The organism is Mucilaginibacter litoreus, assembly GCF_042676805.1.
Taxonomy (GTDB): domain Bacteria; phylum Bacteroidota; class Bacteroidia; order Sphingobacteriales; family Sphingobacteriaceae; genus Mucilaginibacter; species Mucilaginibacter litoreus.
On the sequence record NZ_JBHTHZ010000013.1, the window covers coordinates 403,325 to 429,657 of the forward strand.

Sequence of the window (26,333 nt, forward strand, 5' to 3'; positions counted from 1 at the left end):
TTTAATTACTTGCCTAACACAAAATAGCACCCATTAATGTATTTATGCATATGGGTGCTATTTTTGTTTGTAACTTTAATAGGATTTATGAGTAATAAAATAGTTTTCGGCGCTTCGGGTCAATTGGGCCAATGTTTAAAAAAAGTAGTAGGAGAAGATAACCTTAGCGGTTATATATTCCCTGAGAAGGCTGAGGCAAACATAATAGATACTGAAGCTATTGAAAAGCTTTTTATTAAATATAATCCTGCTTATTGTATCAATTGCGCAGCCTATACCGCGGTAGATAAGGCTGAAAGCGAAAAAGACGCGGCTTATGCGGTTAATAAAACGGGGGTGGAAAACCTTGCTGCGCTTTGCAATTCTTATGATGTTATACTGATCCATATCTCAACAGATTTTGTTTTTGCTGGCAACGGAAATGAACCTCTTACAGAAAAAAGCTTAACCAGGCCTTTGGGAGTTTACGGTGAGAGCAAGCTGGCCGGAGAGTTAGTTATACCACAGTTATTAAACAAATATTTTATTATACGCACGGGCTGGCTTTACTCGGAGTTTGGTAATAATTTTGTTAAAACCATACTCAGGATCGGTAAGGAAAGAGGAGAAATAAAAGTGATCAATGATCAAACCGGAACACCTACTTATGCAATAGACCTGGCAAAGGCAATTACTCAAATCATTACATTAGGGGGAGTTAAATACGGTGTATATCATTACAGCAACGAAGGCACCGCCACTTGGTTTACTTTTGCTGAGGCAATACACCGTCTGGCCAAAACGGGCGTTAACGTGATACCTATCTCAACATCAGAGTATCCAACACCGGCTAAGCGCCCAGCTTATTCTGTAATGGATAAATCAAAAATTAAACAGATATTTGGTATAAGAATACCCCAGTGGCAGGAAAGCCTTGAGGTTTGTATAGATAAACTACGTTAACATTATTCAACATCGGGACCTATGAAGGGGATTATTTTAGCAGGCGGATCGGGCACACGGCTTTATCCAATTACAAAAGCAATAAGTAAGCAATTGATGCCTATTTATGATAAGCCTATGATTTACTACCCCTTGTCTGTTTTGATGCTGGCAGGTATCAACGAGGTTCTCATTATTACAACGCCAGAAGATAACGCTGCTTTTAAGCGCCTTTTAGGCACAGGTGAAGACATTGGCTGCCGGTTTGACTATGCCATACAGGAAAAGGCTAACGGCCTTGCCCAGGCTTTTATAATCGGCGCTGATTTCATCGGAAATGATAAGGTAGGCCTGGTATTAGGTGATAATATATTTTATGGCTCAGGTTTCAGCAAGCTGATACAAAGCTTTAATGATGTAAATGGCGCCGCAATATTTGCTTACCCGGTAGCTGATCCTGAACGATATGGTGTAGTTGAGTTTGATAAGGATAACAAGGCCATCTCTATCGAAGAAAAGCCCAAGCATCCCAAGTCAAAATTTGCGGTACCCGGCTTGTATTTTTATGATAATAGCGTTGTAGAGGTAGCTAAAAATATTAAACCTTCTGCGAGGGGGGAATATGAAATTACCGATATTAACAAAGTCTATCTTGAAAACGGGAATTTAAATGTAGGCGTAATGGACAGGGGAACTGCATGGTTGGATACCGGTACTTTTGATTCTTTAAGTGATGCTACAGAATTTGTACGGGTTATAGAAAAAAGGCAATCCAAAAAGATCGGTTGTATTGAAGAAGTAGCCTACCTGATGGGATATATAGATGCAGAGCAATTACAAGTTTTGGCGCATAAATACAATAAAAGCGGCTATGGCGCTTATATTCAGTCCGTACTCGAAAATAGATAATTTATTATATTAATTAACGTGAGGTAAGATATTATCTATTGCAGACAGCATATTGGCAGTCAAATTAGTATCTCCTGCATCTAACCAGATAATGTCTTTATCTTTTCTGAACCAGGTAAGCTGTCGTTTTGCAAAGCGCCTGGTGTTTTGTTTAATCAGATCAACCGCTGCATCAAGGCTTATTTTTCCTTCAAAGTAATCAAATAACTCTGTGTAGCCAACAGTGTTTAGCGCGTTATAGTGGCGATAGGGAACCAGCAATTCCACTTCCTGCAATAAACCTTCATTAATCATAAAATCTACGCGTTGATTTATTCGTTCGTAAAGTATTTCGCGCGGCATATCCAGCGCCAGTTTTATTACGTTAAACGGGCGGCTCTTGCTGCTTTGTGTTTGATAGGATGAAAAGGGTTTGCCGGTACTTTCATAAACCTCTAATGCCCTTATTACTCGTTGAGGATTATTAATGTCAACTAATTTACAGTATTCCGGGTCAACTTCTTTCAGGCGTTCCTGCAGTACTCCAATGCCTCTAATTGCCATTTCAGTGTTCAGCCGGTCGCGGATGTCAGGGTCAGCAGTAGGTAAGTCGTCAAACCCTTCGGTAATGGCTTTAATATATAAGCCGGAACCGCCAACCAATATTACTACCTTGTAGGTTTTAAACAGCTCATCAAGCAAGATAAGGCACTCCCGCTCAAAATCGCCTACCGAGAAAGGCTCGATAACACTATGCGAGTTTACAAAGTAATGCGGGGCAGCAGCCAGTTCTGCATCCGTAGGTTTGGCAGTTCCGATATTCATTTCACGGAAGAACTGCCGCGAGTCGGCCGAGATAATTACCGTGTTATAATGCTGCGCAAGTTGTATAGCTGCTGCAGTTTTACCAGAAGCTGTAGGGCCGGCTATTACTATTAATGTTGGCGTATCAGTATTTACAGGAGCATTCATGGTTCATTAATCATATAGTTAACAACATTGAAGCAAATGTTGTGCTAAATGCCGATATGTATATGACTTTTGGCCTTCTACTGATCAATAGTCTTCATCGCGGCCGCTGCGCCTGTCGTCTTCTTCAAAGTTCTCATCATCGCCAAAGCCAAATTCATCCTCTTCATTTTCCTCTTCGTCATTTCCATGTTTTTCTTCGGTTGCATCAGCGTCAGTAACCTCAGAGAAATCCTCAGCATCTTCCGGCGTGTAATGCATTTCATTTAGGAAATCGAAATCCTCATCTGCAGATGATATTACAGTGGGATTAAATACGTTACCAAACTGTTTAGGTGCTTCGCCTACAGATCGTATAACGGCTGGATAAGTAATATTAGGATTTTCTTCAAGGATGATCTTCATTAGCTCTACATGAAAATCAAATGGCCTGTCGAAGTTAAAAGTATAATAAAATTTTTGGTGCGGATCGTCGATGTAGCTGCTTAGCTTGCACTTATCCATCAATGGAATTTTTCTTTCAATCCGTTTTTGGTTTGGCAAATAGGTAATCTCGTCGCCTTTCATCCATTGGTCGTTGCTTACATAAAAAGATGAAGGAAACTCGGGGTTGTAGCCGGTAGACTGATGTATTGCTTTATGAAGATCCTCAAACGTTTGGTTTGATTTGATATCAATATCCCGCGAAACATCATCATAATCCTCAAAAGTTACCCTGAACCTGTATAGTGCCATTTTATAAGTAAAGTTTTTTTGTCAAAAATAATATGTTTATTAAAAATCAGCTTGCCACAACTTTCAAGCCAATTTCCGCTCCTTTTTCAATTGTGTACTTAATTGCCGCTTCGCGGTCATTTGATATTTCGCCTTCCAGTATCGCTTCACGGATTTTATTCTTGATAATGCCTACCTCGCGGCCCTCGGCTATCCCAAATAGCTGCATTATATCCAACCCGCTAACAGGGGGTTGCCAGTTACGTATACTATCCCGCTCTTCAACGTCCTTTAATTTTTGTTGTACCAGTTCAAAATTCTGACGGTACTTTTTAACCTTGTACTCGTTTTTGGTGGTTACGTCTGCTTTACACAACAGCATCAGTGCTTCTATATCATCACCTGCTTCAAAAAGTAACCTACGTACGGCGGAATCTGTAACTACGGATTGTGATAATACTATCGGCCTTAAATGAAGCTGCACCAGCTTTTGCACAAACTTCATTTTCTCGTTAAGCGGAAGCTTGAGCTGTGCAAATATTTTGGGTACCATGCGGGCGCCTTTGTCCTCGTGCCCATGAAACGTCCAGCCGTGGCCGGCTTCAAACCGTTTAGTTGGGGGTTTGGCAATGTCATGTAATATGGCGGCCCAGCGTAACCATAAATCGTCTGTGTGTTCACAAATATTATCCAGTACCTGCAGGGTATGGTAAAAGTTGTCTTTATGTCGTTTGCCATTTATTACTTCCACGCCATAAAGCGCCGCCATTTGCGGGAATATAATGTGCAACAACCCTGTATCAAACAAATAATTAAAGCCTAACGATGGCTTAGGAGACAAAATGATCTTGTTCAGCTCATCTGTAATGCGTTCCTGCGATACAATTTTTATGCGCTGTAAATTGCTTTTAATGGCTGATACAGCGTCGTCATTTATTTTAAAGTTAAGTTGTGAGGCAAAACGTATGGCCCGCATCATTCTCAGGGGATCATCAGAAAAAGTATCGCCAGGGTTTAACGGCGTACGTATAAGTTTCGTTTCCAAATCGGCAATGCCATTAAATGGATCTATTAAATCACCGTAAACATCCGGGTTAAGGGCTATAGCCAATGCGTTTATAGTAAAGTCGCGGCGTTTTTGATCGTCTTCTAAAGTGCCGTTTTCAACAATTGGCTTACGCGAGTCGGACCGGTAACTTTCTTTGCGGGCACCCACAAACTCCACTTCTACATCCTGATAGCGAAGCATAGCAGTGCCAAAATTTTTAAAAACAGCTAATTTAACATTAAGCTGTGTTGCTACTGCTTCGGCAAATGTAATACCGTTGCCAAGTACCACAATATCAATATCTTTAGAAGGGCGTTTAAGAAATATATCGCGCACGTAGCCGCCTATTGCAAAAGCCTGAACATTATGTTGAGCTGCAAGCTTAGAAATAACAGAAAATACCGGATGTTGCAGGTGTTGTTTCATAGTTAATACTGCGAACAGGCTTGTATTTGCACCACAAATTTAACGATTTATAACCTTTAACGGCGAATAAATTCAAAAGCGCCGTTCGGTGCAAGCCGCATAATGGTTGATGGCTTTTTGATCTGGGTGATATGCTGGTCCAAGTCAACCACATAATCAACACCATCTATGATATCCTGACTTATTTTTGAAAAGTACTCAGGAGAGGGCTGGCCACTTATGTTTGCCGATGTACTTACCAGTGGCTTGCGCATACGCTGTATGAGCTGCTGGCAAAACGGATGGCTGCTAACACGGATGCCAACGCTGCCATCCTCTGCTATAAGGGCAGGTGAAATGTTTTTTGCGCCTGGCATTACCAGTGTAAGCGGGTTTTCTGCAAACTCAATTAAATCATAAGCAATGTCTGGCACCTCGTTGATATAGCTTTGCAGCTTGTTATCAACATCTACCAGGATGATCATACTTTTGCTTTCTTCGCGCTGTTTTAAAGCATATATCTTTTTCACAGCTTCGGTATTGGTAGCATCGCAGCCAATGCCCCAGATGGTATCTGTAGGATAAAGTATGATGCCCCCATCCTGCACAATTTTCAGTGCCTTATTTACTTCGTCTTTAAGCATTGTCAAGATGCAAACTTAATGCATTTATTATTTTATTTTCGTCTAAAAGTTGCATACACTTGGGCACGCCATATAATTTACAAACGTTACGTACACAAGGTTCGCAATCTAACTTAGCTGCACGTATTATATTTAACCCTTTTGGGTTATAAGGTGCGGTGTTTAGCTCATTACCTGCGCCGAACAAAACAACTACAGGAACATTCAGTGCATTGGCCAGATGCGCGGGCCCCGAGTCGGTGGTTAAAACAACCTTGCTTTGTGAAATTAGTTCAGCAAGTCCTTTCAGATCGGTTTTACCGGCGTAATTATGCAGCCTCTCCTGGTTTTCCAAGCCTGATAACAAACTTTCAATGAATCCGGCTTCTTTAAAAGAACCAACAAAAACAAATTGCGTTGTTTTAAACATGCTGGTAAGCGAGTTGATTAGGCTTTTCCCTTTTTCAACTGGCATTCGCCTGGATGATGCTTCAGAGTTAAAGTTAACGATGGCATTGTTGGCTGAAGCTGAGAAATTACCGTTTAAGGATACTTCTGGTTTTGGAGCGATAGCGCCGGCAGACTTTTCTAACAAATACAGATATTCATCAACTCTGTGTACACCCTTAGGTTGCTTAATAGCGTTAGTTAGCAGAAAAATTCCGCCTTCTTTGGCATAACCTATGCGTTTTTTAGTACCGCTGGCCCAAGCCATCGCCAATGAGGAAAGCGATTGAGGTAAGTTAAAATACAGATCATAATGATGATCTTTTAAGGCTTTTCCAAAGCGATATGCTCCCCCAAGCCCTTTGTATTCCTGTTTTGAAAAAAGATGAATGTGATTTATGCCCACAATGAAAGCTGCAATGCCGGCAAGTTCTTTTTTGATTACAATATCAATTGTCGCTGTGGGGTATTGTTGTTTTACAGCGCTAATGAAGGCAGTGCTCATCACAATGTCGCCAAGCCAGTTAGGAAGGCGGATAAGTATCTTCATCTTTTTGTTGATTAAGTGAGTGGTTGATTAAGCGAAGAGTTAAAAACAACAAAACTACTCACTTAATCAACCTGATCAACCTGCTACTTAAACAGCAACATTATTATCCCTTAACGCATCATTTAACGATGTCTTTTTATCTGTTGACTCTTTACGCTTGCCAATGATAAGCGCGCAAGGCACCTGGTAGTCACCGGCAGGGAAAGATTTGGTATATGAGCCTGGTATCACAACTGAGCGGGCCGGAACCCTGCCTTTATATTCAACAGGTGTAGAACCGGTTACATCAATGATCTTGGTTGAGGCAGTTAATACTACGTTTGCACCTAATACCGCTTCTGCCTCTACATGCACACCTTCAACCACAATCGCACGAGAGCCTAAAAAGCAATTATCTTCTATAATAACCGGCGAAGCCTGTACCGGCTCCAGCACACCGCCAATACCTACACCGCCGCTCAGGTGCACATGCTTACCAATTTGTGCACATGAACCTACAGTAGCCCAGGTATCAACCATGGTACCTTCATCAACATAAGCACCTATATTTACGTAAGACGGCATCATGATAACGCCTTTGGCCAAATAAGCGCCATAGCGGGCAAGGCCATGAGGTACCACACGCACTCCAAGCTCTTTATAATTGGTTTTGAGTTTCATTTTATCATGAAATACAAAAGGGCCGGTTTTAATTTCTTCCATTGCACGTGTAGGAAAGTATAATATGACAGCTTTTTTCACCCAATCATTGGTGTGCCAGCGGCTGCCTATTAATTCAGCTACACGTATTTCGCCTTTGTCAAGCCTGTCAATCACGGCTTCAATGGCGTTGGTATATTCATTAAAGTTTAAAAGGTTGCGGTCTTCCCAGGCATCCTCAATAAGTTTCTTTAAATTAAGCATTACTACGAAAAAATAAATTTTGTCAAATTAAAGGATTTTTAGGGACATTTGTTGATTAGAGTGTTAAGTTTTAAGATAGCACAATTGATATGCCGGATAAGGAAAAACTTAGGATTGACAAATATTTGTGGGCTATACGTGTATTTAAAACCCGCACATTGGCTGCCGATGCTTGCAGGGCCGGCCGTGTAAAACTGGATGGAAGTAATGTAAAGCCATCGCACGAGGTTAAAATAGGAGAGGTGTACAACGTATCTAAAGGGATAGAAAAGAAAGTCATAAAAATTACCGGCCTGTTAGAAAATCGGGTGGATGCAAAAACGGCTATAATGTTTTATGAGGATATAACACCCGAAGAAGAAACAGTGGCATTTAAATCTATGTTTCATGCGCCTATACTTAAGCGGGATCGTGGTACAGGGCGACCAACTAAACGGGACAGGCGTGAGATTGACGGACTAAAAGACGATTTTTTTGAATAAACACAAACACACAAAGTTTTTCGTGGTTCACAATTTCAAAAAATAATAAACCTTCATTAACAGTTAAAGCGGGCTGATTAAGCATTTATACATGGAAGAAAATTTTACAGATCACAAGATTGCGATTATTGGATTAGGATATGTAGGGCTGCCTTTAGCTGTAGAATTTGCAAAAAAGTATCAGGTATTGGGCTTTGATACCAACGTTAACCGCGTTAATGAACTTAATGCCGCAAACGATGTGTTAAATGAAGTGGAAAGCGCTGATATAAGACTTATAATGGCAGATAGCCGGCCAGATGCATTGGAAGGCCTTAAGTTTTCTGCTGAACAAGATCAGCTTAAAAATTATAACACTTACATTGTTACTGTACCTACACCCATAGATCAGTTCAAGGCACCCAACCTTGACCCTTTGCTCAATGCAACCGAAATGCTGGGTTCGGTATTAAAAAAGGGTGACCTGGTTATTTATGAATCTACAGTTTATCCGGGTTGTACAGAAGAAGAGTGCATTCCCTTGCTTGAAAAAGCTTCCGGATTGAAATTTAACAATGACTTTTTTGTTGGTTACTCCCCTGAAAGGATAAATCCCGGAGATAAAATCAATACCCTCACCAAAATTAAAAAAGTAACCAGTGGGTCAACTCCCCAGGTTGCAGAAAGTGTAGATAAGTTGTACGCCTCTATAATTGAAGCAGGCACACATAAAGCGCCAAGTATAAAAGTTGCCGAAGCATCCAAAGCAATAGAAAATGCCCAAAGAGACGTAAATATCTCGTTTGTAAACGAACTGGCTCTGATATTTGACAGGATGAACATCGATACCAATGATGTGCTTGATGCTGCAGCAACTAAGTGGAATTTTTTGCGGTACAGGCCCGGGCTTGTAGGTGGCCATTGTATAGGCGTTGATCCTTATTACCTTGCTCATAAGGCTCAATCGCTTGGTTATCATCCCGAAGTGATACTTTCAGGAAGAAGGGTTAACGATAATATGGGCGTATTTGTAGCCAATAAGGTTGTTAAGCTATTAATTAACAAGGGTAAAAATATTGCAAATGCGAGAGCACTTATATTGGGTATTACTTTTAAAGAAAACTGTGCCGACATCCGTAACTCCAGAGTGGTGGATATTTACCATGAGTTATGTGAATTTAAAATGAAAGTAGATGTTTATGACCCGTTAGCCAATGCAAAAAAGGTTAAAGAAGAATATGACATTAATATACAGGATAATATAGATAAAGTTTATGATGCTATTGTCCTTGCTGTTGCTCACGATAACTTTAAATCGCTTGACTTGGTTAGTTATCTGTCTGAAAACGGCGTTATATTTGATTCGAAGGCAGTTTTACCAAGAAATATAGTGGATGCCAGGTTATAATCAGCCTAAAATTTAAGAAAAAATTGAAGATGAATTAATTATTGTTATCTGAAACATTTTTTATATTTGCTATAAAGTAAAGATATTGTTGCAATTATTAAAGTTATATTTGAAAAAATCTAATAATATATTAATAGCATTATTATCTTTTAGTATTTAAGTACCCCTGTTCTATGAATCACAGATACTCCACATTTGTTAAAACTATAAACCTTATCGTAGATTATATATGCCTGAATGTGGGAATGGTGGCTGCTTACCAGATAGAGGGTCGGGAAAGCATATTCTGGATGTACAATAAAAACTATCTTCCGGTTGTGCTTCTGTTTAATCTTACATGGTTATTATCTGCCAATATAACTGGCTTGTATCAACATGTATTGCATAAAGACTCCATCAAGACTTTCAGCCATGTTATTAAAACTTATTTAATATTCATAAGTCTCATTTGTGTTATTATCATAGTTAACAGCACAAATACCTATTTAATTACACGTGATTTTCTGTTTAGCTCATCAACGTTTTTTGGCGTATTGCTGGCTGTCTGGAAACTCCTGTTCCTGATACTTCGCAGAAGCGATCGTGCAAGGCTGAACGACTCCCGCAGCGTTATTATTGTAGGATGCGGAAGAATAGGCAAAGATTTGCAGGCCTTTTTTCAGAAATATACAAACCAGGGTTATAAAGTAGCCGGTTTTTTTGATGATGATCCCGATGCTGTCGATAATAAAGAGATGTATCTTGGTCCGGTTGATGACTGTATCAAATACGTACTTGATAACAGTATAAACGAAATATTCTGCACCTTACCGGTATCGGAGTCATCCAAAATAGAAAAACTTATAGTGGATGCTGATAAAAATATGATACGCTTTAAGTTTGTACCGGAATATTACAATTATGGTATAAAGCCTGTTTTTGTTCAGTCGTTCGGGCACATTCCTGTAATTTCTGTAAGAGCAGAACCTTTGGAAAACATGTTGAACCGGTTTATTAAACGACTGTTTGATATTGTGTTTTCCTTGTTCATTATCATATTTTTCTTTAGTTGGTTATTTCCGATACTTGCTATTTTAATAAAGCTGGAATCAAGGGGACCTGTATTTTTTAAACAACTGAGGTCAGGCCGCGAAAATGAGCCTTTCATGTGTTTTAAGTTCAGAAGCATGAAAGTAAACAATGATTCAGATAAAAAACAGGCTACCCGCGGCGACAGCCGTGTTACAAAGATAGGTGCCTTTATGCGCCGCACCAGTATAGATGAACTTCCTCAGTTTTTCAATGTGTTAATTGGCAATATGTCTGTAGTAGGCCCAAGGCCACACATGCTTAGCCACACCGAGCAGTACGCCAGCCTGATTGATAAGTACATGCTAAGGCATTTTCTTAAACCCGGAATTACCGGTTGGGCACAGGTAAATGGGCTGCGTGGCGAAACTCCTTATACCGAATTAATGGCAAAGCGTATTGAGTATGATGTTTGGTATCTGGAAAACTGGTCATTTTTGCTTGATCTTAAGATCATATTCCTGACTGTATGGAATAGTGCCAAAGGCGAAGAAAATGCCTTTTAAGCGGTGACTTAGATAGTTTTGCTCATTAACAATACTTCGATATTTTAAGTACTTTTGCGTGCGTAGAAAACCGGCAGCTATACAGCTATCATGAAAAGTATTGCACAAAAAGTATTCGATATAGAGATTGCTTCACTAAACTCAGTTTCGTCGGCTATTGACGAACAATTTGATCTGGCTGTAAATGCAATCCTTAAATCTGAGGGCAGGCTGGTAGTTTGCGGTATGGGTAAATCGGGCCACATAGGCCGTAAAATTTCGGCCACATTTACCAGTACGGGAACACCAAGCTTTTTTATGCATCCCGGTGAAGCTTTTCACGGCGATCTGGGGATGATCTTTCCGCAAGATATAGTGCTACTGATATCTTACTCCGGCGAAACAGAAGAAGTGCTGAAAATTGTACCCTATTTGCAGCATAATAACAATATTTTTATTGCCATAACCGGAAGGCCGGACTCTACCCTGGCAAAAAATTCCACCTATCATCTTAATGTGAAAGTGCCGCAGGAAGCCTGCCCGTTAGAGTTGGCACCCACATCATCTACAACTGCTACTTTGGTAATGGGTGATGCGCTGGCAATTGCTTTGATGACCGCTAAGGATTTTACTCCTGCCGATTTTGCACGCTTTCATCCCGGTGGCAGTCTTGGTCGTAAACTATTGGTAAAGGTTAAAGATCTGATGCGCACGGAAAAACTGCCATTCATCAGTACAGATTCGTCGTTTACACAACTGGTGTTAAAAATGTCTGAGGGTAAGTTGGGAATGGTTATAGTTGGCTCGCCAGGTAATGTAGCTGGTGTTATAACAGACGGCGACTTGCGCCGTGGATTAGTTAAGTATAAAGATATCTATCATTTATCTGTCACGGATTTAATGAGTACAAATCCTGTAATGGTAAACGAAGATGATTTGGTTTTTGATGCAGAAGAACTGATGATAGAGCGCAAAATAACTACGGTGCTGGTAGGCAATGCGCAGAATATATTAACAGGGGTGTATCAGATATTTAACCAGGTGTAACTATGAAAGCTGTTATAGTTATTCCTGCGCGCTTAAAATCAACCCGCTTACCTGATAAGGTATTGCTTGACTTGGGTGGTAAACCTGTAATACAGCGGGTATATGAAGCCTGTCAAAAAGCAACCTTACACCAGGAGATATGGATAGCAGCAGATAGCAAAGATGTTTTTGATATTTGCAAAATGTTCACTGCCAATGTGCTGATGACGAGTGATCAGCACCCAAGCGGAACCGACCGTGTTGCTGAGGTGATTGAACAGGTACAATGCGACATTGTGGTAAATGTGCAGGGCGACGAACCTTTTTTTGATGCCGGTATTATAGACAGGCTGATAACCTCATTACAGCAAAGCGATGCAGTAATGGCCAGTGTTTGTGCCCCTGTGCAAAATAAGGATGAATTGAGCAACCCTAATCTGGTAAAAGTGGTAACCGATATCAATGGCCATGCCATTTATTTTTCAAGGTTTGCTATACCTTATTCCCGCGATGTGGAGGTAGATGATACCTCCATCTATAAAAAGCACATGGGCATATATGCTTTTAAGGCCTCGTTTTTGAAACAATATGTTACGATGCCCGTGTCTTTTTTAGAGGCATCAGAAAAACTTGAACAATTAAGGGCCATTGAGAATGGCTATAAAATAAAAATGATAGAGGTGAAAAATTTTGAAAAAGGAATTGATACACCCGATGACCTTGAACTTGCCCGTAAAAAGATAAAAGATAATGACATTATATAATCAAATTGTCCAAAAGCCTTTCTTTATTGTTGGTCCCTGTGTTATGGAAAACCAGGACCTGCTTTACACAGTAGCAGAGAAGGTTGCAGAAATTGGCAGCAAATACCCGGTTACTGTTGTTTTCAAATCTTCGTTTGATAAGGCAAACCGTACCAGCATACATTCTTACCGCGGCCCGGGGCTTGCCAAAGGAATGGAAATGCTAAATAATGTAAAGGAGAAGTTTGGTCTGCCGGTTACTACAGATATACACGAACCTTTCCAGGCGGCTGCATGTGCCGAGGTGGTAGATATTTTACAAATACCTGCTTTTTTATGCCGCCAAACCGATCTGCTGGTCGCTGCCGCAGAAACGGGCAAAGTGGTGAACATAAAAAAAGCGCAGTTCTTATCGGGCCAGGATATGTTTTATCCGGCACAAAAAGTAAAAGAAGCTGGTAACGAGCAGATCATATTTACCGAGCGGGGGAACTCTTTTGGTTATAACAACCTGGTAGTTGATTTCAGGAATATAGCCGATATGAACGAATTTGGCTATCCTGTTTGTATGGACTGCACCCACTCGGTACAACGGCCGGGAGGCGCTGGCGGCAAAACAGGGGGCGACCGTAAGTTTGTACCTTCTATGGCGCGCGCGGCGAAGGCCTTTGGTGCCAGTGGTTATTTCATTGAAACCCATCCTGACCCGGACCATGCCCTGAGCGACGGCCCGAACATGCTTTACCTGAGTGATCTGGAGGAACTGGTAAAAGCGTTGATCAATTAATACATGCCGGCTTTTACAACCACCGCCACAATAGCTATTTCAGGTGTGTTGCGTACGATTTTGCATTATAGCCTGCATTTTTTAGCGCCGGGGTTTATAGCTTATTTGTTTTTCAGGAATCAATGGAAAAAAGCCTGGCTAATTATGGTTGCAACTATGCTGGTAGATGCCGACCACCTTTTTGCCACACCGGTTTTTGATGCGGGAAGATGTAGTATTGGCTATCATCCATTACATTCTTATTACGCTGTTGCTGCTTATTTTATCCTGCTTTTTTTTCCAAAAACGAGGGTTATTGCCGTAGGGTTGCTGTTCCACATGTTTACCGATTGGCAGGACTGTTTGTGGATGTAAGCATTAGTAATCGGTTTTGTTTTCGGTCATTTCCCACTGTTTAAATACCTCCAGCGATTCCTCATGCATCAACTGCTCAAAAGGTAGTTTACGGCTGCTCATGGGTAATTCCAGTTCGCCATAAATAAAGTGATCGTCAAAACCAATATTAGCAGCATCTTTTTTGGTGTTGGCATAGTAAACTTTGCTAATCCTTGCCCAGTAAATAGCGCCAAGGCACATAGGGCAGGGCTCGCAACTGGTGTATATTACACAACCATCTAAACTGAAAGTACCTAATTGCTGGCAGGCTAAGCGTATGGCCGATACCTCGGCATGTGCGGTGGGGTCATTATCAGGTACAACTTTATTAGCACTTGCGGCTATCACTTCACCGTTTTTTACGATGACAGCGCCAAATGGGCCGCCTTGTTTACTTTCAACATTATATCTGGACAACTCAATGGACATCCGCATAAATTCCTTGTGTACGTTTTCCATAATTCAATCCATCAAAAAACCCCAACTAACAGCCGGGGTTCAAGTTCATTATATAAACTGTTAATCTGCATGCTGCAGAACACATGTCAAATCTTATTTTTTATCCTTTGCGTATGCTTCATTAAGTTTTTTGATAACATCGGCAGTTACGTCCAGATTTGGATCGCCATATAACATGGTAGGATCGCCTTTTTTGAAAGTTAACACCAATTTATAGCCATTTTCTTTTGCGTAGGTTTTGGTGAAATCAATAAGCTTTTCGTAGAGTTTGGTTTGCTCATTCATCTGGTCGGTTTGAACGGCGGCACCGGCGTTTTGCTGATATTGCTGAAACTCCTGTGCCTTGCGATTTAAACGCTGCTCGGTAGCTTGGCGCTGATCGGCGCTCATGGTAGCAGCATTTTTTTGATACTCGGCAACTTCGCGCTGTATAGCATTCTGGCGGGATTGCACATCGCTTTGGGCTGCTTTACCCTTGCTTTCCAGGCGTTTATCCATGTCTTTAATATAATCATATTGCGACACGACAGAATCCTGGTTAATAAAAACTATTTCGGGCTTGTTTGACGGAGCCGATGATGCAGTATTTGAAGCAGCAGGTTTATCAGCAGGTTTATTTTGATTGCAGGCAGCTACGCTTGCCGCAAGGGTTAAAGCTAATACTGATTTTGTAACTAATGACGCTTTGATATTCATTGATATTGAACTATAAAATTTTGACAAATATAATTTTTTAACTCAAGTTTCCTATCCATTAATTACATGTTTATAGCGGGTCATATTTATCAACAATCGTACTATTGTTGCACATTATTAAGCGGATTTCGCTCTTAAAATCGTATTTTTGTTTGTTAAACTCCTTACTGGAGAACGTTAGTGTTTAGTAAAATATGAGCGAAGAAAATCAGAATAAATCAAATTATTCGGCGGATAACATACAGGTTTTAGAAGGATTGGAGGCAGTTCGCAAAAGGCCTTCTATGTATATTGGTGATACAGGTGTCAAAGGCCTTCATCACCTGGTTTACGAGGTGGTTGATAACTCGATAGATGAGGCGCTGGCCGGCTATTGCGATACTATCAATGTCACCATCCATAAAGGAAATTCGGTAACAGTTAAAGATAACGGCCGTGGTATACCTACAGGTATCAATACTAAGGAGCAAAAATCTGCCCTTGAAATTGTTATGACCGTATTGCATGCCGGTGGTAAGTTTGATAAGGATACTTACAAGGTATCTGGCGGTTTGCACGGTGTGGGTGTAAGTTGCGTTAACGCGTTATCAACCCATGTGAAAACCGTTGTACACCGTGAAGGTAAGATTTTTACCCAGGAATATGAGCGCGGTAAGCCTATGTTTGATGTTAAAACCATCGGCGAGTCTGACCTGACAGGTACCATACAAACTTTTCAGCCCGATCCTGAGATATTTACCACTACTACCGAGTATAAGTTTGAAACACTGGCAACCCGCTTACGCGAGTTGGCTTTTTTGAATAAAGGTATCAAACTAACCCTTACAGATGAAAGACAGACTAATGAGAACGGTAGCTTTGTAACCGAAGAATATTACTCTGAAGGTGGTTTAAAAGAATTTGTTAAATATCTTGATGGTACACGTGTACCTATCATACCCGAGCCAATTTATGTAGAAGGTATAAAACAAGGGATACCAGTAGAACTGGCCCTGCAGTATAACGATACTTACTCTGAGAATGTATTTTCATACGTAAACAACATCAATACCATTGAAGGTGGTACACACGTTGCCGGTTTCAGAATGGGATTAACCCGTACGCTTAAAGCTTATGCTGATAAAGAAGGCTTGCTTAAGAATGTTAAGATTGATGTTACAGGTGATGACTTCCGGGAAGGCTTAACCGCTGTTATATCTGTAAAAGTTGCGGAACCCCAGTTTGAAGGGCAAACCAAAACCAAGCTGGGTAACAGCGAGGTGAGTGGTGCTGTAAACGTGGCTGTTGGCGAGATATTAGGTAATTACCTGGAAGAAAACCCCAGGGAGGCTAAGATGATAGTGCAGAAGGTTATCCTTGCAGCTACCGCCCGTGCCGCCGCACGCAAAGCACGCGAAATGGTGCAGCGCAAAAGCGTAATGAGCGGATCTGGCTTGCCCGGTAAACTGGCCGACTGTGCTAACAGTGACCCGACACTTTGCGAGATTTACCTGGTAGAGGGTGACTCGGCAGGTGGTACTGCCAAACAGGGGCGCGACCGTGAATTCCAGGCTATTTTACCATTACGTGGTAAAATACTTAACGTGGAAAAAGCCATGGAACACAAGATTTATGAGAATGAGGAAATAAAAAATATGTTCACCGGGCTTGGCGTAAGCATTGGTACCCCTGAGGATGCCAAAGCGCTCAACCTTACCAAACTGCGGTATCATAAAATTGTGGTCATGACGGATGCCGACGTAGACGGCTCGCACATCACCACACTTATCCTGACCTTCTTTTTCCGTTACATGAAAGAGTTGATTGAGTATGGGTATGTTTATATCGCATCTCCTCCACTATATCAGGTTAAAAAGGGGAAAGAACAGGAATATTGCTGGAATGACCAGCAGCGTGATTTGGCCATACAAAGGCTTAAAGGTGCCGGCAAAGAGGATAGTGTGCATGTACAGCGTTACAAAGGTTTGGGAGAGATGAACGCTGAGCAGCTTTGGGAAACAACCATGAACCCTGCTAAACGAACGCTTAAACAAGTGAGCATTGAAAACGCTGCCGAATGCGACCGCACTTTTTCTATGTTAATGGGCGATGAAGTTGCTCCGCGTCGCGAGTTTATTGAAAAGAATGCACGTTACGCGCGTATCGACACCTAATCAATTTGAATTTTCATATACAACGCCCGGTTGAAAGCCGGGCGTTTTTTTGTGGTCAAATTAAATATATAATTTTCTTAGGTATATATAAAAGTTATATATTTGATCTATGGCTTCAAATTCAATGCTTAAAGGCAGTTTACAAACCATTATACTAAAGTTATTGGAAGATAACAGTGAAATGTATGGTTATGAAATCACTCAGAAAGTAAAAGAACTGTCGGATGGAGAGCTCTTGCTGACGGAGGGGGCGCTTTATCCTGCTTTGCATAAACTGGAAGCTGATGGATTTTTAGAGACATATACCCAAGTGGTTGATAACCGCGTAAGAAAATATTACCGGCTTACAAAGGAGGGTGGGAAGGAAGTACGGAACAAGTTAAAAGAGGCCCAGGCATTTATTGACCAATTACAAGTACTGTTAAATCTTAGATCAACAACCAAATGAAACCTACATCCCAACAATTAAATAACCTGAAGGATTATCTGAGAAAGGAACTCAAGTTCAGGGAAAGCTTTGAAGAGATCTTCGATCATATCCTGTCTGCCTTAGAGCATCAGCCTGAGGATATTGATTTTCAGGATGCTGTAAACAATATCATAAATCAGGATTTTGGGGGGCACAACAAACTGCCTGATATTGAGAAAAGGATCGCTTCATCTATTGCAGATGATTGCAATAAAAAGTTCCGTAATTTTTTTATCGAGCAGTTAAAGACTCCGGTTGTTTTTTACTACCTGCCATTTGGTGCAGCCATATACTTTGTGCTTAACACGCTGCATCTACCACCTGCAACTATAGAAGGTATAGTAGTAGCAATTGCTTTTTGTCCATCGTTACTTGCTCTGTTCAGGAATTTTAAAGTTGGCTATGCTTTTGGCGACAGGACAGGCTCTGCACGCGATAAGGGTTTTGTTTTTACAGCGTGGTTTCCGGTTTGGCTTTCAGGAGCATTGATATTATGGCTGCCAAAACTTGGGGCTACATTTATATTTAACGTAATATGGGGAGGTAGCGGCTATATTATTCCTGCGATTTTCATCACTTTGGGTGTGATTTATAACGTAGCTATAATTAAGCTTTATAACGATGAATTTAAGTTTGCCAAATAAGTTATTTAAGCAGCAGCTTCTTTTTACCAAAGTCTACAACAGCCTTGTATTTCACAAGCACATCGCTGCCCAATACACCTAACACCTGAGGGTGCCCCATCTGGCTGTAAGCATGGTTGATGGTTGAAAGATCGAGCACGGCCACTTCAATTTCAGGAATAATAAAGTCGCCTATACTAATGTTTGGTATAATGGCGGTTGACGATTGCATACTATTAGTTCCCAGCCCCGTTGATAGTCTGTCGCTGGCAGTAATGGCAGCTTCGGTATTGGCTTCAATAAGTAACTGATGATCAAAAGCTGTGCGTGAGGCACCGGTATCTAATACGACTTTAAATGCCAGGCCAAATACCACTATATCTACTAACGGATGATAGCCATCTCCATGAAGATCAATAATGGTAAGGGGGATTATTATTTTGTTCTTTATTCGTTTCTCAGCCATTGATCAAATAAAAAGCCGGCAATTATAATTTGCCGGCTCAAAAATATAAAAGTTAAGCTAATGGAATTAAAATGGATAACCGATAGCAATATTAAGTATCGCGTTTTTAAAACTTGGGCTTATCGTGCGCGAAGCGCCATCAACAGATGGGAATGGCCTTACCAGCGGGAAGCCCAGATCTGTACGCAGAACAAGTATCGTGGCATCAAACCTTAAACCAAAACCAGCATCTACAGCCAGTTGTTTCAGGAAATTAGGGCCGAAAGTACCGCCTGGCTGGTGTGGTTTGGCGTTCCAGATGTTACCGGCATCTGCAAATAACGCACCGTAAACAATGCTGAAAAGTTTTTGCCTTATCTCTACGTTAGCTTCCAGTTTTACGTCGCCCGACTGATCGGCAATAAACGTGTTACCATCCGCATTGGTAGGGTCAACCGTACCCGGGCCAATAGATCTTGGCCTGAACCCCCTTAAACTATTAGGGCCACCTATAAAAAATTGCTGGTTGTATGGTAAAATGGTTGAGTTGCCATAAGGTAAACCTACGCCAGCTAACAACCTTGTAGCTATTTTGGTACCTGAACTTATTTTATGGAAGAATCGAATCTCACTTTCCGCCTTAACATATTGGTTGAAAGTGGTACCAAAAAGCTTTTTGTCTTTACCTGCAAGCGTATCCGCGCCTGTAATCAATCCGTAAAGATTGTTAGATAAACTTAACTTACCACGGAAATAAAGGCTATTGGTACGGTAATCTTCGGTTGTGTTATCATAAGTGTAGGCATAACTTGGCCCTAATGTAAACTGCGGATCAATAACATGCTTAAGCGCAGGGTTATTTGACTTCTTGATACTATCAGCATACAATTGAGTAATATTACGCGGTTTAACGTAGGTGGCTTCAAGCACGTTCAGCTCATGCATTCTGTGTTCGTCAGTTTTAAACTGGTAACCAAATGAACCGGTAAATGAGTTAAGCGAATATAACTTTTGCCTTACTACAGATGAGTACCCTAACTGCAATACAGTACGGGGTATATAAGCGTTAGAGGAACTTACCCTCCATGGAGTGATTAGCCTTGGCCATGACAGGCTGGTTTGTATACCATATTGATAAACGTTATAACCGCTGTTTTGGCCACCTACCTGCACATCGGTACTTCCAAATAATGTAACAGTAAGCAGTTCGCCACCTTTAAAGGCGTTACGGTTCTTCCAGCTCAGGTTGATTTGCGAGCCGGTATAGTTGGCAGAGGTAGTACGCCCTAAGAGCTCTAATTGTAAAGACTTGCGTTTATATGGTGTAAGGAAATAATAAACATCAAGCTTTGGCGAATCGGGTGTTACATCCTCAAACTTATTTTTCACATTGCGGTAAGGGCCTAAATTGATAAACCTGTTAAGCGAATTATTATGGGTTGTCCTGCTATACACATCGCCGGGATGCAGCAATACGGTGTTAGCAAACATATACGGCCTTGCGGTTTTACGCGGGTCTATTAAATTATACCATCGGTAAGGTACGGCTTTATCCAAATGAAGGTTGGTATCGCGTAAAAAGTAATTAGGGTACACATAAATATTTCTGATAGTATATATTTCACGTGCCTCTGCAGGTGTTTCAGGCTTAATACTTACTATCATATCCACCTGATGGTTTTCAATAGTACTATCAACCTTAACAATTAATTGTTCGGGTGCAAAAAAGTAAAAGCCTTCGTCTTTCAAACGTGTATCAATACGGATACGCTCATTTTTAATTACATCCAAATTATACTTATCACCTTTTTTCAAAAAGGTTTCTTTCATCGTCCCTTTAACAGCTGTATCCAGGTTGTTATCTGTGGCATTGGGGAAAGTTACATTGCGTATAGTGTAAGAAGGGCCGGTCCTGGCTGTAAATACGGCCTTGGCCGTTTTTTCTTTAGCAATGGTATCACCGCTCACTGTCGCCTGGAAATAGCTGATGTTTTGCAGGCGGTTCTGCATTATCTCGCTGTTTTTTTCCAGGTCTACCTGGCTGGCCAATACGGGCGGTTCGCCGTATTTGCTCAGAAATTTTTGTATAAAGTTACTGCGGTTTTTGGTTTTGTAGTATAGCCACAATTTTATCCTCATTCCTAAAAGGGATGAGTTTGGTTTAGGGCGGATGTATGTTTTGAGTTCGGAGCTTAATGCTTTCGCATCTTTTTTAGGTATAGCTTTATCATCAACCTTTACTTCGCCACCTGTATAAAGTTTTTCGCCTTTAGGTAGATACTTTGTAGTGCTGCAGGCATTTAATACCAAGGCAAGGAACGATAAATATATTAAACGTTTGATCATATTGTTGAGGTCTGGGTTTTTTCTCGCTGCTCTTTATCTTTCTGCTGCTGTTCTTTTTCTTGTCTTTCTTTTTCTTTTTGTTCCTCTTTATAGCGTTTTCGCATGGCTTTCTCTTCAGGTGAGCGTTTACGGAATATTTCGCGGAAGCGGTTATAATCTACAGTTAACGAGAAACCGATGCCGGTTTCAATAATTTGCCCCTGGATCACCACAAACTCGTCTTTGCGGTAAGCCCGTAAGGAATACCGGCCGTCTTTACTCAGTTTGTAATTAACCGAAACATTACCAGCGATGTTTGATGTTTTTTGGCCGGCCTGCGCGCCTTCCAGATTAAAATTATTGCCAACGCTTACCGTCAACCGGTCGTTAAGGAAACGTTTGGATAACCCAACGTTCAGATCTGTTCGGTTAGTAGGAGTTCCGGAAGAGTAGTCCTCGCCGGATGTAACACCGAAATTTAAATCGACACCTTGTATCAGGTCGCCCGCAAGACTGTTTAACTGATCGGTAAGCAAACCGCTTACGCTATTACGGATGGCGCCTTCAACACCGGCACTTGGCCCCTGGCTTTGCAATGGGTTGTCGCCAATAAAGTGGCCAAGTACCAGTACTCCCAGTACCTGTTTGTTCATTTCGTTAGGATCAGACCTTACCTGGGCCAAACGGGTTTCTACCGTATTGGTTACTTCGGCAGATACGTTGTAATTGCTGTCGGGCAGTACAATATCAAAGCTAATGTCCGGCTTCATCAATTCGTTCCTTAAGTTAAGGTTTACGTTAAACGGAAGCTTTTGCTTGTACATGGTGGAGTTTTGGTCGATCTGATTAGCTACCAGATCGATAGGAGGGACATTGGCTACATAAGTAGCTGTCAGATCGATATTGGCACTTGTAGGGTCGCCTGTCCAGGTAATGGTGCTTCCTTGTTTAAAATTAAACTTACGGGACACTGTAGCATACGACAGATTATATGAACCCTGATTAACTGTGTAAGTACCTGTTAAGCTGGTTTTACCGCTTGGGTCGATACCGCCGTTAAGATGAGCTTCACCTTTCAATTGTACAATGTCGCCATTGCGCTCATCTACCACGATGGTAAAGTTGGCATTCTTATCAATATTTACATTTGCGTTTACATCTAATCCGGTAACTTCCGACTGTTTAAGCGAGTCGAGCTGACGGGCAATAAGAATTGAATCGGTATTGGGAGCACTTTGGTCAATAAATTCCACCACACCTTTACGGTCTTCAACACCAGGGTCGCTGGTTGGCAGTACAATAGCCAGATCGGTTTTTTCGTTTACGGTTAAAGTCGCATCAACAACCGGTTTGGCCATGTCGCCACGCACTTTGATGTCGGTATCTACAAACAGTTTTCCATAAAATAGCTTGTTATCTGCTTTAGTAGAATTGATCACCCTGAAATTATTAGCACGTATATTCATGCCAAACTTAAAGTCGGTATAGGTTTTAGTATAGATTGAACCCGATATAACGGCTTTGCTATTGGTAGAATCCACCAGTGTAAAATCGTTAAAGCGGATACCTTCATCGTTAAATGTTATGCTTTCCTGAGGCATGGTGAAGTAGGAATTAAGCATAGATACGTTAAAGGCTACCTTATTAAAATTGATATCGCCGCGTACAGCCGGGGCGCTGGTTGTACCCGTGATCTTTAATGCCCCGGTAATATTACCGCTTGAGTTACGTATAGCACCGAATGAAAAGCCCTGGATGCTCTTCATACTCAGGTTAACAATATTAAGGTTCATGTCAAAACGGCTCTCTGGAGTGGTATAGTACAAACCGTTCAGATCAACCTGGTTGCCTTTACCTGTTATGCTTACATTGGCAGCAAAAGCGTTTTGAGTTTGATTGTTAACCTTTAAAGCGATGTTACCCACGGTATCACCCCTGAAACTAAAATTGCTGACATTAAGCGCGGATTCAAACACAGGCGACTTCTGGAAATTGCTTACCACCGCATTGCCGTTTATTGTACCGCCTACCAGTAATGAATCCTGCTGCGCAAGCTTGGTCAGGGTTTCTATCTGGAAGTTTTTAAAATCAACGGTTATCGGTGAGTTCATGCCACCAGAGCTGTTGGCGCTTAACACCTGGTTATTGTTAGTGATGCTGAAGTTACGTGCAAGTATACCCTTGTTGCCAAACTGCAGGGCATTGTCCGCATTTACGCTCCATGCAGTGTAGTCAAGTAAAAGGCCGTCTTGTAAAAAGCTGAACTGATATTCGTTTGGTAAAGCGCTGAATATACCAGCTATGCGATAACGCTCCTTACGTTCTTTATCTCTTATCTGCAGGCTGATGCCCAGTTTGTTGTTTTGAGCGTTACCAGAAATGCTGGTGTATAACAGGTCAAGCGATGAGCCAACTTTAACTTCATCTACAGTAAGGTTATAGTTAAGCGCATTGTTACCAGTGTTTACTGCCAGTTTCATGTTGTTAACAGTGTTTGTGCCGTATACTACAGTCGGTACCGAGCCGTTAACGATCAATTCGCCCGAGGTGCTGTTAAAGCTACCGTTGAACAAAACCGGGTCGAGCTGTTTTAGGTCGGGCGCAAATTTGGTTACCAAAGGCGTTTTAACAAAACGTGCATCAAAGGTAAACTGCTGTGGTGAGTATTTAACCGTTGGCCCGGCTTTAGCCCCGGCTGCCAGGTTGGTATCGTAGTATTTGTTTATTACATCCTGTATGGCGGGCGCAATTTGTGTCAGTTGATACTTGCCGGCCATGTGCGCATAAAAAATTGGTGTTTTAAAGCGCAGGGTGCTGCTATCGGCATTAGCGGTTGAGATAAGGCTTACGGTATCTAAAGCTATACGCTCACCTTTATTTACAACCAATAAATCGGTAGCTAAAATGTTAGCATTTAAATAATCCGGATCGGCAGTTGGCACATCAGCAATTATCTTTCCATGAAAACGCATAGGGTCCTTAACAAAATTTAGTTTTTGCAGGTCAATGCTATCTACCAATAAAGTAGCGTTTACTGATGGATACTTTTTGTTCATGTTAGCCTTGGCATCCAGGCTAAAATTAATGTTAGGGTCGCGCATACGGGCGTTGGCAACGTAACTGCCGTTACTTGCCGATCCTTTCATTACCAGGTTGCGATAGGTGTAACCCTTTACATTGGCGCTCACTACGTCGCCATTAAATTTAAGGCTGGCAGTTTTAGGATCAAGCCCTGCACCACTGATATTTGCCCTTAACGTAATAAAGCCAACTGTTTGAGGCTGCTTGGTTAAGGCACCTACATTTAAGTTGTTTGCTTTAATATTAGCCGAATAAGTTTCGCTGCCTTTGCGTCTTCCGCTACGCATCTGGGCGGTCAGGTCCACAGCGCCGTAGCTGCTGCGCAATGCCATTTTAGTATTAAAGTTTTTCATGCTACCCTTAAAGTTGCCTTTAAGGTCCATGTTTTCGGGTATGCTTACGTTTGGCGGTATCGTCCCTTTAGGCACCAGGCGTGCTATATCATACCGCGTTGTGCGGAAATCATTTATAGTAAGGTCAAAATATGATTTCTCAACATCAGGCAGGCCGCGCATGGTGGCCGAAGCTTTTACATAGGTATTGCCAAAACCACTTATCTCGATGTTAGGGATCCTCAGGTTATTAACCGTACCATTTACACGCCCGTTGATCTTGATGACCGAGTTAGGCGATGATTTAAACGGCTCCATAGATGCCATAGTAGGCATCAGCAGCAATACATCCTTAAGGTCAAGCTTGCTGCCATCCAGGTTTGCATTGATGCTTAGCTTGCCCAGGTCTTTGGTAAGCGACTCGATAGATGGGTAACCTACCTCTAAGTTTTTTTGAATGATTGAGCGGGGCGTTTCTACCAGCAGATCTTTCAGGTAAGCGTTTTTAGGGCCGTAGAAAAAGCTGGTATGGAACTTATTTATTGCTAACCCGCTTTTCTCTGTAAATGTAAACGAGTTGATACGGCCGGAAATGGTATCGGGTGTATAAACTATATTTTCAGCATCGGCATTTAAATTTTTAATACCCATGTGCGCAAAATCCAGGCCGCGGGGCAGGGCTTTCTGCGCATTGTTATCAAACTTAATGTTGTTGTTAGTAAAGGTAATCTTACCTAAAGCAGCGGTCCATCCTTTGGCCTGGGTACGGGAGGTAAGTGTATCAATTTTTTTTACTGTTTTGTCGACCGCTTTTGCAACAGTTGTGGGTTTTGCGAGGATCAGGCCGGCGGTGGTTTGGTCCAGTGTGATAGATTTGATACCTACGTGCTGGTTTTTCATATCTATTTTATCCATACTCACCAAAAATTTGCCCAAATCAACATTAGCCTTCATCTCGTTACTGCGGTAGTCAACCTTAACCTTGGATACATCTATATCACCCAGGGTAAGGTCAAGATTAAGCGGGGTAGTAGCCGTATCAATAGTTGCTGCCTGTTGTATAGAAGAACCGGCCGGCGTTTGAATAATGCGTGCGTTTATACCACTCAGATTGATCTTCGGGATAGTGAATTTCATCTTATCCAGGTCAAAATCTTTAATGCGGGTATCAAAATGGCCAAGCAGGAATTTAATATCGTTACCCGTAGTGACATCTTTATAAGCCAGGTTGATGCGATCAAGGATGATCTTATCAATCGAAAACTTCATGGTAGAGGTAGTATCCTCTGGCTTAGGTTCCTTTTTTTGTTCCCCGGCAAATGCCTTTAAAATATAGTCGAAGTTAAAGGTGCTGTCGGCGTTTCTGCTTACTTTGGCAGTTATGCCTTGCAGGTTAATTTCATTGATCTCTACCTGGCTTTTTAACAGCTTTAGCATAGAGATGTCTACCTTAAGTTTATCACCAGCTATAAGCGTGTCCTTTTTCTGATCCTCAAAATAAACATCTTCAAGTACCAGCATTTTAGGCAGGCCAAGGCTTATATGGCCTATCTCGACCTTGGTGTGGATTTTATTTTGCAAAAAAGTTACGGCCTTATCTTTCGCGAAATTTTGCACAGCAGGTACCTGTATCAAAATTACTACAAGTAACACCAAAAAGATGACACTAGCGATAATCCAAAGAATAGTTTTAAGGGCTATACGTCCAAATCGTTCCAAATTAGTAAAGGTTATGGTTATTACTTATAGTTGTACAAATAGCATGCTATCGATGATTGTATGGTTTTTAACACGGTTTAAAACTAAATTGTTTGTAAAGAATATGTGATAGTAGTCACAAAGCAAATGGGTAAAATGTTAAAAACAAATTACCAATGCTTGTCGGATACACCATCTCAATTTGTAATTTTGTAATCCACGAGATTAGTT

General features: G+C 41.3%; 23 protein-coding genes. 12 read left to right on the top strand and 11 right to left on the bottom strand.

The features are described 5' to 3' along the window. The first annotated feature begins 87 nt into the window (after positions 1-87). Together rfbD and rfbA are read left to right on the top strand one after the other, a co-directional pair. The gene (gene rfbD, locus ACFQZX_RS15150) at positions 88-942 is read left to right on the top strand and encodes a dTDP-4-dehydrorhamnose reductase (RefSeq protein WP_377116877.1); all 855 of its coding nucleotides are present in this window, start codon (positions 88-90) and stop codon (positions 940-942) included. 21 nt (positions 943-963) lie between these two features. Continuing rightward, positions 964-1,830, top strand: a complete 867-nt coding sequence (gene rfbA, locus ACFQZX_RS15155; protein WP_377116879.1) for a glucose-1-phosphate thymidylyltransferase RfbA — start codon at positions 964-966, stop codon at positions 1,828-1,830. Between the two features lie 9 nt (positions 1,831-1,839). On the opposite strand, the gene miaA is transcribed toward rfbA, so the two are convergent. The 6 genes from miaA to ACFQZX_RS15185 form a co-directional block, all read right to left on the bottom strand. Further along, positions 1,840-2,781: a tRNA (adenosine(37)-N6)-dimethylallyltransferase MiaA gene (gene miaA / locus ACFQZX_RS15160; protein WP_377116881.1), complete on the bottom strand. Its 942-nt coding sequence runs from the start codon at positions 2,779-2,781 to the stop codon at positions 1,840-1,842. Positions 2,782-2,865: 84 nt separating this feature from the next. Beyond that, positions 2,866-3,513, bottom strand: coding sequence for an IS1096 element passenger TnpR family protein (locus ACFQZX_RS15165; RefSeq protein WP_377116883.1), 648 nt, complete (start codon positions 3,511-3,513; stop codon positions 2,866-2,868). A gap of 46 nt (positions 3,514-3,559) precedes the next feature. Then, positions 3,560-4,966, bottom strand: a complete 1,407-nt coding sequence (locus ACFQZX_RS15170; protein WP_377116885.1) for a CCA tRNA nucleotidyltransferase — start codon at positions 4,964-4,966, stop codon at positions 3,560-3,562. Between the two features lie 56 nt (positions 4,967-5,022). Further along, a complete protein-coding gene (locus ACFQZX_RS15175) occupies positions 5,023-5,589 on the bottom strand; it encodes an L-threonylcarbamoyladenylate synthase (protein WP_377116887.1) in 567 nt (188 codons plus the stop codon). Next, on the bottom strand, positions 5,582-6,565 hold the full coding sequence (locus ACFQZX_RS15180) for a glycosyltransferase family 9 protein (RefSeq protein WP_377116889.1): 984 nt from the start codon (positions 6,563-6,565) through the stop codon (positions 5,582-5,584). The genes ACFQZX_RS15175 and ACFQZX_RS15180 overlap by 8 nt, the downstream gene beginning before the upstream one ends. Positions 6,566-6,652: 87 nt before the next feature. Then, on the bottom strand, positions 6,653-7,468 hold the full coding sequence (locus tag ACFQZX_RS15185; protein ID WP_377116891.1) for a 2,3,4,5-tetrahydropyridine-2,6-dicarboxylate N-succinyltransferase: 816 nt from the start codon (positions 7,466-7,468) through the stop codon (positions 6,653-6,655). A gap of 89 nt (positions 7,469-7,557) precedes the next feature. Between ACFQZX_RS15185 and ACFQZX_RS15190 the strand changes: the two genes are divergently transcribed. The 7 genes from ACFQZX_RS15190 to ACFQZX_RS15220 all read left to right on the top strand — a co-directional run bounded on the left by ACFQZX_RS15190 (position 7,558) and on the right by ACFQZX_RS15220 (position 13,800). Then, positions 7,558-7,950, top strand: a complete 393-nt coding sequence (locus tag ACFQZX_RS15190) for an RNA-binding S4 domain-containing protein (RefSeq protein ID WP_377116893.1) — start codon at positions 7,558-7,560, stop codon at positions 7,948-7,950. Between the two features lie 91 nt (positions 7,951-8,041). Then, a complete protein-coding gene (locus tag ACFQZX_RS15195; RefSeq protein WP_377116895.1) occupies positions 8,042-9,337 on the top strand; it encodes a nucleotide sugar dehydrogenase in 1,296 nt (431 codons plus the stop codon). Positions 9,338-9,510: 173 nt separating this feature from the next. After that, complete coding sequence (locus ACFQZX_RS15200; protein WP_377116897.1) at positions 9,511-10,911, top strand: undecaprenyl-phosphate glucose phosphotransferase; 1,401 nt, start codon at positions 9,511-9,513, stop codon at positions 10,909-10,911. 90 nt (positions 10,912-11,001) lie between these two features. Further along, on the top strand, positions 11,002-11,937 hold the full coding sequence (locus ACFQZX_RS15205; RefSeq protein ID WP_377116899.1) for a KpsF/GutQ family sugar-phosphate isomerase: 936 nt from the start codon (positions 11,002-11,004) through the stop codon (positions 11,935-11,937). A gap of 2 nt (positions 11,938-11,939) precedes the next feature. Then, complete coding sequence (gene kdsB, locus ACFQZX_RS15210; protein ID WP_377116901.1) at positions 11,940-12,680, top strand: 3-deoxy-manno-octulosonate cytidylyltransferase; 741 nt, start codon at positions 11,940-11,942, stop codon at positions 12,678-12,680. Then, a complete protein-coding gene (kdsA, locus tag ACFQZX_RS15215; protein ID WP_377116903.1) occupies positions 12,667-13,446 on the top strand; it encodes a 3-deoxy-8-phosphooctulonate synthase in 780 nt (259 codons plus the stop codon). The genes kdsB and kdsA overlap by 14 nt, the downstream gene beginning before the upstream one ends. Before the next feature lie 3 nt (positions 13,447-13,449). Continuing rightward, the gene (locus ACFQZX_RS15220; protein ID WP_377116905.1) at positions 13,450-13,800 is read left to right on the top strand and encodes a DUF6122 family protein; all 351 of its coding nucleotides are present in this window, start codon (positions 13,450-13,452) and stop codon (positions 13,798-13,800) included. 3 nt (positions 13,801-13,803) lie between these two features. Here ACFQZX_RS15220 and ACFQZX_RS15225 read toward each other — a convergent pair whose 3' ends face one another. Next, a complete protein-coding gene (locus ACFQZX_RS15225) occupies positions 13,804-14,280 on the bottom strand; it encodes a nucleoside deaminase (RefSeq protein WP_377116907.1) in 477 nt (158 codons plus the stop codon). 93 nt (positions 14,281-14,373) lie between these two features. Then, entirely contained in the window at positions 14,374-14,976 is a 603-nt protein-coding gene (locus ACFQZX_RS15230) for an OmpH family outer membrane protein (RefSeq protein WP_377116909.1), read from the bottom strand. Positions 14,977-15,170: 194 nt separating this feature from the next. Here ACFQZX_RS15230 and gyrB point away from each other — a divergent pair, with 194 nt between their 5' ends. The 3 genes from gyrB (at position 15,171) to ACFQZX_RS15245 (ending at position 18,242) form a co-directional block, all read left to right on the top strand. Continuing rightward, positions 15,171-17,129 (top strand): DNA topoisomerase (ATP-hydrolyzing) subunit B, encoded by a 1,959-nt coding sequence (gyrB, locus tag ACFQZX_RS15235; RefSeq protein WP_377116911.1) that lies wholly within the window; start codon positions 15,171-15,173, stop codon positions 17,127-17,129. 109 nt (positions 17,130-17,238) lie between these two features. Next, the gene (locus ACFQZX_RS15240; RefSeq protein ID WP_377116914.1) at positions 17,239-17,577 is read left to right on the top strand and encodes a PadR family transcriptional regulator; all 339 of its coding nucleotides are present in this window, start codon (positions 17,239-17,241) and stop codon (positions 17,575-17,577) included. Continuing rightward, entirely contained in the window at positions 17,574-18,242 is a 669-nt protein-coding gene (locus ACFQZX_RS15245; protein ID WP_377116917.1) for a hypothetical protein, read from the top strand. The genes ACFQZX_RS15240 and ACFQZX_RS15245 overlap by 4 nt, the downstream gene beginning before the upstream one ends. Position 18,243: 1 nt before the next feature. Here the strand turns inward: ACFQZX_RS15245 and ACFQZX_RS15250 are convergent, their stop codons facing one another. The 3 genes from ACFQZX_RS15250 to ACFQZX_RS15260 all read right to left on the bottom strand — a co-directional run bounded on the left by ACFQZX_RS15250 (position 18,244) and on the right by ACFQZX_RS15260 (position 26,123). Beyond that, positions 18,244-18,687, bottom strand: coding sequence for an aspartyl protease family protein (locus ACFQZX_RS15250; protein WP_377116919.1), 444 nt, complete (start codon positions 18,685-18,687; stop codon positions 18,244-18,246). A gap of 66 nt (positions 18,688-18,753) precedes the next feature. After that, positions 18,754-21,012, bottom strand: a complete 2,259-nt coding sequence (tamL, locus tag ACFQZX_RS15255; protein WP_377116921.1) for a translocation and assembly module lipoprotein TamL — start codon at positions 21,010-21,012, stop codon at positions 18,754-18,756. After that, positions 21,009-26,123 (bottom strand): translocation/assembly module TamB domain-containing protein, encoded by a 5,115-nt coding sequence (locus tag ACFQZX_RS15260; protein ID WP_377116923.1) that lies wholly within the window; start codon positions 26,121-26,123, stop codon positions 21,009-21,011. The genes tamL and ACFQZX_RS15260 overlap by 4 nt, the downstream gene beginning before the upstream one ends. Positions 26,124-26,333: the final 210 nt, after the last annotated feature.